This window comes from Bacillus sp. REN3, from assembly GCF_017912555.1.
GTDB lineage: Bacteria > Bacillota > Bacilli > Bacillales > Cytobacillaceae > Mesobacillus.
On sequence record NZ_JAERSD010000035.1, the window covers coordinates 22087 to 28091 of the forward strand.

The window sequence follows — 6005 nt, forward strand, 5'->3', positions numbered from 1 at the left end:
CCTTAATGGTTCTAAGTTACTGATTGAAAAATAGGTCTTTGTACATAGAAAATTATAAATAGTAGATAATTTTATTTGTGTCGAATTTTGGGGATAAAAAAAATAAATAAAATCGTTAGGAGGAGGGCTTCATATCTTTGCATTCCTCTATTAATTACCTCAAGTCTTCGAATGAGGGTAAGGCGGGGGAAGTTTGCCGAACGGAATGTGGTTTTTTGTTGCTTCTATCAGATTACCAAACATCTATTTGGGGGATTGCGTTGGGTGAATGAGGATTGGGAAGGGAGGAGACTTTTGCAGTTAGGATTGGCTGGAGAGGGCAGGCATGGAAAGCGAAGGGGCAGAGGTTGGTACTGTAAAATCCATGTCCATTAGGCTACAGACGGAGGCGATGTAAGATCGTCGTCAGCCTTTTGCTGCTGTGTTGGGTAATTCTGTTTGCGGCTTGTGGCTGTGTTTTGTCTGTTAATTCGATTAGCCCTTGCAATGGCCGCCATGAGATTCATCGTGGTGGAAATGACGGTTCTGGTGCTTCATTCCTGGGTATGAGGAATGAAGCACGAGAACCGTCCCCATGCTTCAGCCCAGCAACTGGATTTGTTGCTGGGCTTTTTGGTGATTTTAGTTTGCGAGGTCTATGATTCGGCCTTCTATTTGTGGGCTGACTGTTTTGTTTTCTTGTGATTCTACATATTCGGTGAAGATTTCCCAGTCGACAAAGCCTGGTTCGCTGACACGTCCTTCGCTGTATGCTTTGCCGAAGACTGTGTATCCATCCCCGCCTTTTGCTGTGAAGGTGTTTGTCGCTACTCCGTATGTCTTTGCAGGATCGATGGCAACATACTGGACGCCATCTTCTTTGACCTCAATGGACTGGACTCTTTGTCCAGCAGGGAGGGTGCTGTCGTAAGTGAATTTCAATCCAGAGACTTGCAGGAAGCCGCCGAATGCCTTCGGAGCATCTTTTACGCTGATTTCCAGTGCTTCTTTGATTTCAGCTCCTGTCAGCTGCATGATGCCTAAAGAGTTCCCGAACGGCATGACTTCCAGGACTTTTGCCAGGGTAATGTCCCCTGCAGCCACCGATGTCCGGATTCCTCCGCCATTTTGCAGTGCGATAACGGTATTAGGATTGATTGTTTTAGCTTTTGCCAGCATGCCGTCGGTGATGAGGTTACCAAGGTTTGTTTCACCTGTACGTGCAGCTGGGTTTCCGCCGGTTAAATCCACAGTCGTGTTCCCGATCACGGTCTGTTGCTTTTGTTCAACAGCAGGCTTGTATGTTTCTGCTAAAATCTTTGCCGCTTCAGGGTCATCCTGAATAACGAATTGGCCATCCACCTTTTGGTCCAGGTCGATCAGTTTGCCTTCGTGCTCAATTACTCTTCCTTTTTTATCGAATTGAACATCGAGGGCACCAAGGAATTTGCTGTATTCATTGGCCTGTACGATGACGGTCGGTTCTTCACCCGTCTGATCCAATACAGGTGCTGGAAGCTTGGTGTGTGTATGTCCTCCCACAATGATGTCGATGCCTTCAACTTCCTTGGCCAATGTTAGGTCGTTGTCCCCGCCTCCATCATCATAGCCGATATGGGTCAGCGCAATGATTTTATTGATTCCTTTTTCCTCAAAGGCTTGCACAGCTAGCTTTGCCTCTTCGATATAATCAGTGAAATTGACATCTTCTCCAGGGCTGGAGATGTCTTTTGTTTCAGCGGTGGTCAAGCCGAAAATGCCGACCTTCTCTCCATTCACGACTTTGACAATCCCGTTGTAGATCGTTCCATCAAAAGGATTCATGGCAATCATATTGCGGTCATGCTTTTTAAGGTTTTTATCTTTTTTAAAATTCACGTTAGCGCTTACAAAAGGGAAATCGGCTTGTTTTACAAAATTGGCTAGGGTGCCAGTCCCTTTATCAAACTCGTGGTTGCCGAAGGTCATGGCGTCATAGCCAGCCAGGTTCATGAACTCCAGGTCGGCAAGGCCAAGGTATTCATTGAAATACAAAGTCCCGGAGAACACATCGCCTGCATCCAGTAATAGGGCATTCGGGCTATGCTCCCGCACCTGCTTGATGGCCGTCACTTTTCTCGCGGCATTTTCAAGGTGGGCATGAGAATCATTCGAATGCATAATGGTTAATTCAAAAGGTTGAGGGGACTTGCTTGGTTTCGCACCCTTCAAATTCGCAGCAGACGCAGCAGGCGCAATGGAAGCAGCCAACAGTGCCGCCGCAGCAGCTACAGATAAAAACTTGCGATTAAACCTGGACCGGATTTTCATATAAAACCTCCTAAGTATTGAAAAAATAATGACAGTCAGCCAGCAAGCAAAACAGCCAACACATCACCATCATTCTATCAAAAAACCTCCCCGAATGGGTCAATTTAACCAAAAAAACAGGGGAAAAACAGGGGGACGGTTCTCGTGCTTCGGGGGCGAAGCACGAGAACCGTCCCCTTGCTTCGCCCAAAATTTTCTAGTGTTGGGGTGCTTAATTTGTTTGGGTTTTTTTCGATAATAAAGTTGTAGGTCTTTTTTAGTGTTGGTTTTAGAAGTATGGTAGATAGATATAGAAAAAGGGCGGGTTTAGATGAGGAAAATGGGGAAGGCTGTTGTTTTATCAACAGGGATTTTGTTTGCGGGTGCCAGTGTTTCGATTGCGCCTATTGGGGGAGGATATGCCGAAGCGGCGAGCGCGACGGTGAAGTTCACGAAAACTACTTATCTTACAACCTCGAATCTTAATATGAGAAGCGGAGCGGGTACGAAGTACAAAGTCGTCATGACCCTTCCGAAAGGTGCGGTTGTTACATCATCTGAAAGATTGGGTAATTGGTACAAAGTGACCTATAACTATAAAGCAAAAGGGAAGCAAGCGGCAAAAACAGGCTGGGTCAGCGGAACATACCTCAAGCCAAAGCCTGCAGCTGATTCTGTGAGCACTGCGCAAAAGTTCACGAAGACTACATTCCAGGTAACATCGGGGTTGAACATGAGGACAGGAGCAGGGAGCCAATACAAGATCCTGCTGACGATTCCGAAAGGGAAGACAGTGACAAGCTCGGAAAAACTGGGATCCTGGTATAAGGTGTCCTACACTTATGCTTCTGGCGGCAAAAAAGTTACCAAGGCAGGCTGGGTCAGCGGAAGTTATCTAAAAGAATATGATCAATTTACATCAATCAAAACAACTTACTTTTTCACGAAGACTCAAGCAAAACTATCCTTAACTCCGAACACAAAAAATCCTGCCTCCTACACAATTGCCGGGGGCAATGGATTTACTTCGACCGGAAAAGTGGTAAACAGCATTGGAAAGACCTGGTACCGGGTTCATTACAATGGAAAATACTATTATGTCAACAGCAGCGAAGTCACACAACAAACATTCAATTCATTTGCGGCAACGAAGTATAAAGCGATAAAAACGACAAATCTGTATGCTTCGTTTGGGACTAGTTATCCGAAATTAACTTCACTGCCTGCAGGCACCATTCTCTCTTCAAAAGAAAGGATTGGGAATTGGTTGAAAGTCAGCTACAATGGCAAGGCTGGTTACGTGTTTGCGGGAGATTTTTCAAGATACAATGCCCCCGCCGAAACAGCGATCAGCATTCTGAAAACCTACCTTGCGATTTCGGACGTTAAGTTGGCTGAGCTTGCTGACAGTGGTTCTGCAACTCTTTTAACCATTCCGGAAAATGCGAAAGTCTCGCCAACCCATATTACATCTAATGGCTGGTATAAGGTGAATTTCGGGGGCAAAATTGGCTATCTTCCTGTCAGTAGTTTAAGGGAAGAGCCGGCAAAGGAGGAGGTTATAGTTGAGAAGGAGGTTACCCAGACTTTCGTGGTGACAATGAACTTGAACCTTAGGGAGAAGCCGGGGCTGGAATCTGCAGTTCTGGCGGTCATTCCCGACCGGACAGTTGTCTCGCCAACCCATAAAACGGATAATGGCTGGTACAAGGTAACTTTTAATGGGAAGACAGGGTATGTCTCTGGATTGTATCTCCAGGAAGTAACAGCCGAGCCGCCAGCAAAGCCAGAGGCTGGCGAAGCTTTTACGGAAGCAGCCTTGAACGGGCAGACCTATCTAATAAAAGCGAATTTGAATGTCAGGCTGAAGCCTGATGCTTCAACAACGATCCTTGTTACCATCCCTCAGGGAAAGATCGTCATTCCGACACATAAAACATCGAACAACTGGTACAAAGTTGCCTACGAAGGGAAGACAGGCTATATTTCCGGGACCTATGTTGAACAGGTGAAAACCGGGGACCCAATCTACAGCCGCGACAGCTACCAGTTTATTGACCTGCGCACACAGGCGCCTGTCACTGCCGCACAAATCAACAATTATATCGCTGCTTATAGTCAACGGACGGGAAAGGCAAGCGTGCTTAGCAACAAAGGCCAGGTGATCGTTGATGCTGGCAGGAGGCATGGTGTGAATGCTTTGTACCTGGCAGCGCACGCCATCCACGAAAGCGGCTATGGAACATCGCTCATTTCATTGGGGAAATTCAACCTGTTTGGTTTCGGCGCGTTCGATGCCACACCATTTGTAGGAGCGGTCCGCTTTTCTTCCATCGATTCATCGATTGATTATATCGCGCGGGAAATGAAGTCGACTTATTTGAATCCGTTAAGCTGGAAGTATAAAGGCGCGTATCTTGGCTTCAGTACGAAAACCCTTAGCGGCGCCCGGATTGATGCGAATAGCGAAGGAATGAATTTTTATTATGCAAGTGATGAGAATTGGGGCAAAACCATTGCCAGGCATATGGCTAACATTCTTCCTTATGACAAAGCATATTATCAAACAGCCGCCATCAACACGATAGTACCTACCAAGCCTGCGACCCCAGCCGGCAGCGACTTCTTCCCCGCAGGAACAGTCGCGGTGGCGAAAAAGGATTTAGTCCTTGATAGTACAAGGGGTGCAAATGATGGGGTGAAAACGATTAAAAAAGGGACTGCTTTCACCTTCCTTGAAAAAACGAACGATTACTGGGTACGAGTGAAGGCTGATGGCAAGGAATACTGGACCAATGATATCCGTTTCGATGTATACGCAAGCTATATCTCCGTCAGGAACCTTGGCCGCAGTACAGCCACATCCCTGAACATCCGAGCCGGAGCAGGGACAAGCTACAGCATCATCGGATCATACACACTGAACGAATACATCGAACTCGCATTGAATCCAGACGGCACCATCATCACCAACAGCGACAAAACCTGGTACCAAGTAAAATTGCCCAACGGCACAAAAGGCTGGACAAACAACAAATACATCCAACGCGAACTCCAATAAAAAGACGAAGCACGGGGACGGTTCTCGTGCTTCGTTTTTGTGGAGCAGAGGGACGGTTCTCGTGCTTCATTTTTGTGGGGCACGGGGTCGGCTCTCATGCTTCATTTCCCATGGTTTAAAATCAGGAGACAGGAAAGGGGCGGCACAGGAGATAGGTGTGACACATTTTTTTCTGGATTTGTGTTATAATCATAGTGAAAAGTTTCTTTCTATTGTATTTGTTTGGTTTGGAGATTAAACATTACATAAGAAAGGAAACTTTTCTTTTTTTTTTGAGCTTTTTTGCGTTCAAACTAGACTTGGGAGCCGTTGCGGAGCGATTTCGCTCTAATCATGCTTCGTTTTTCCGGTATGTAAGGAGATGTAGAATAGTTTTATAACTTATCAATCCAACAAAAATACCGGTGAACAGTGGGTGGCTTTCTCTGCGGCTGCTTGCCTTTGCAGTGTATACTGGCTATTAATGTCTTTTGGCTTCGATTGGCATGCCGAATCGTCAATATCTCTGCACGAGGGGAATTTTTCATGCTAGACTGCAGGCTCATTGGAACCCTGTGCTTAGCCTGGTAATAAAAAATCCCTCAATTTAATGAGGGATTTCAGACTGTAGACAAACTCGATGGAATCGAGCTTGTCTACAGTTTTTTTGGTTTGTGCTGGAATGGGGGCTGTTGAT

Annotated in this window: 2 protein-coding genes; one reads left to right on the forward strand and one right to left on the reverse strand. The window is 46.1% G+C overall.

From position 1 onward, the window contains the following. Nucleotides 1-621 precede the first annotated feature (621 nt). Nucleotides 622-2289 (reverse strand): bifunctional metallophosphatase/5'-nucleotidase, encoded by a 1668-nt coding sequence (locus tag JJQ88_RS19935; RefSeq protein WP_210367793.1) that lies wholly within the window; start codon nucleotides 2287-2289, stop codon nucleotides 622-624. 310 nt (nucleotides 2290-2599) lie between these two features. Here JJQ88_RS19935 and JJQ88_RS19940 point away from each other — a divergent pair, with 310 nt between their 5' ends. Next, nucleotides 2600-5329, forward strand: coding sequence for an SH3 domain-containing protein (locus tag JJQ88_RS19940; RefSeq protein ID WP_210367794.1), 2730 nt, complete (start codon nucleotides 2600-2602; stop codon nucleotides 5327-5329). The last annotated feature ends 676 nt before the right edge of the window (nucleotides 5330-6005 follow it).

Bases quoted from the DNA above. Each gene is read 5' to 3' on its own strand.
- JJQ88_RS19935 (WP_210367793.1), bottom strand. From the start codon at position 2,289: ATGAAAATCCGGTCCAGGTTTAATCGCAAGTTTTTATCTGTAGCTGCT.
- JJQ88_RS19940 (WP_210367794.1), top strand. From the start codon at position 2,600: ATGAGGAAAATGGGGAAGGCTGTTGTTTTATCAACAGGGATTTTGTTT.